This window comes from Trebonia sp. (assembly GCF_049794275.1).
Classification (GTDB): domain Bacteria; phylum Actinomycetota; class Actinomycetes; order Streptosporangiales; family Streptosporangiaceae; genus Trebonia.
In genome coordinates this window covers 1-1834 of record NZ_JBARCR010000899.1, presented here as the reverse complement: position 1 = coordinate 1834, position 1834 = coordinate 1, and the positions used below count along the sequence as shown (strand labels likewise).

At 67.8% G+C, this 1834-nt stretch carries 4 protein-coding genes; all 4 read right to left on the bottom strand.

Translation table 11 applies throughout. The annotated features are described in order from the left end of the window. The coding region (locus WA805_RS23130; protein ID WP_425243391.1) for a hypothetical protein at positions 1 to 183 on the bottom strand (183 nt) is incomplete at its 3' end. 97 nt (positions 184 to 280) lie between these two features. Continuing rightward, the gene (locus tag WA805_RS23125; RefSeq protein ID WP_422282597.1) at positions 281 to 1027 is read right to left on the bottom strand and encodes a sensor domain-containing protein; all 747 of its coding nucleotides are present in this window, start codon (positions 1025 to 1027) and stop codon (positions 281 to 283) included. A 5-nt stretch (positions 1028 to 1032) separates the two neighbouring features. Further along, entirely contained in the window at positions 1033 to 1305 is a 273-nt protein-coding gene (locus WA805_RS23120) for a hypothetical protein (RefSeq protein WP_422290522.1), read from the bottom strand. Beyond that, the gene (locus WA805_RS23115; RefSeq protein ID WP_425243390.1) at positions 1302 to 1643 is read right to left on the bottom strand and encodes an ArsR/SmtB family transcription factor; all 342 of its coding nucleotides are present in this window, start codon (positions 1641 to 1643) and stop codon (positions 1302 to 1304) included. Before WA805_RS23115 ends, WA805_RS23120 begins: the two co-directional genes overlap by 4 nt. Positions 1644 to 1834: the final 191 nt, after the last annotated feature.

Genomic DNA, 1834 nt, shown 5'->3' with positions numbered 1-1834 from the left:
GCCCGCCATGAAGATGGCGGCGACGAGGAGCAGCCAGCCGAAGACGGCGGTCTTGCGGTGCGCGGCGCTCCAGCCGGCCACCCGTTCGGTCAGGTTAGGCCGTTCGCGACGCCGGCCTGGCGGCGGGTCGTGCTCTTCAGCCCCGGCTGAAATCGGGAATACTGAACTGTGCGGCTGGCGCATCGGAGTTCCTCTCTCTGTTGGCGCAGATGGGGTGTTGGTGTTAGTCGGCCGCGGCCTGGTCCCCGCCCGTGAGCTGGACCTTCATGGGCGGGGACAGTCAGGCGGGCAGGTTCGAAGACAGCGGGCCTGGACGGCCGAGCACTTCTTTCGCTTGGCGCAGCGGGTCTTCCGCCGCGCCGAGCAGCCCGCGAGCGACGGCGGCGTGGGCGCGGGCGGTCAAGACCAGGACGTAGTTGAAGAGCAGGAACAAGATCAGGCAGACGCCGGCTACAGCCAGCGCTTTCGGCAGCGTGTCGACGTACAGGCCCCAGCCGCCGGGGCCGTGCGGCCCGTTCGGGTGGTAGCCGAGGTCGTAGCCGTGGTACCGCACGCCGTGGATTGTCTTCCACGGCGCCCAGTACCAGATGGGTAGCGTGATCGCGGCGAGGGACGCCCACCAGACCGCGAGCACAATGGTGTCGAGCGCGAGCAGCGGGACGAACAAGCCCACCACGTACGCGACGTCCCGCCAGGTGGCGGGGTCCCGCCACCTGGTCCGCAGCTGGGCCATGACGCCGGAGCCGACGACCTGGCGGTAACTGCCGGCGACGGGTCCGTTGACCATGGGGCGCAGCCGGGCCCGCTCGACGTCCGCGCACCACCTGATCGTCGCGGCGGCGGCTACGAGCACCGGCAGCCCGGCGAACGTGATGCTCAGCCCCGCGCCGGCGACGGCGGTGCTCAGCGCGATCGCGAACAGCGCCCAGCCCACGACCAGGTAGCCGAGCAGGTACCAGACGCTTCTCCACAGGCCGCGGGACAGCAGCAGCCGGATGGGGTCGCGGCGCAGGCTCAACTCGCTCACGGCACTCACCCCACGTCTCGCATGAGCTGCTCGACGGCGCTGACGTGCTCGGCGAGCTTCGCCATGTCGGCGCGCAGGTCGGTCATGTTAGCCACCGCCTCTTCGGCCAGCTTGCGGTAGGAAGCCATCGCCACCGCGTCCGCGCGGTGCCGCTGCAGCCGGTAGTAGTTCCAGACGATCACCGCGACCGCGGCGCAGATCGGGACGAGGATCGCCAGCAGGACGCCGATCGCCGTGTAGTTCGTGCCGGCCGAGGCCAGCGTTGTGATGTGTGTCATTGGTCGCTCTCCTCCATGTGGAGCGCATCCTTGCCGTCATCTTCAGCCAGTGCGCGGACGACCGTCTCGGCCGTGACCTGCACCTCGAAGGGGACCAGCTCGAAGTACTTCATCGCCTTACCGTCATCAGATAGCTCCAGTTGCCCGGATACCAGGCCGGCTTTCTCCAGCCGGTCCAGGTGCATGTACAGCAGCGGCCTGGACATGCCCAGCCGCCGCGCCAGCTCGCTGACGTGCACTCGCCCGCCGGCGAGCTCAGCGATGATCTGCAGTCGCAGCGGGTGCGCGATCGCGGTCAGCATGGCGACAAGCTCGTCACTAGTCAGGGTCTTATCCATTCTCTTACACCTGTAAGACAGAACTTACATATGACAAATCCGAGTGTCAACCAGGTAACCAAGATCATCTTGGGGCCGGGGCTGGTCAGGCGGTTCGTGTCTGAGTGTGCGGGGTGTTGCAGATGGCTTCCCGCTGGCTGCTGGCCTCCCGGCAGCGCAGGGCGATGATGGCGTCTGCGCCGTCGGTGGTC

Bases quoted from the DNA above. Each gene is read 5' to 3' on its own strand.
- WA805_RS23120 (WP_422290522.1), bottom strand. From the start codon at position 1,305: ATGACACACATCACAACGCTGGCCTCGGCCGGCACGAACTACACGGCG.
- WA805_RS23115 (WP_425243390.1), bottom strand. From the start codon at position 1,643: ATGGATAAGACCCTGACTAGTGACGAGCTTGTCGCCATGCTGACCGCG.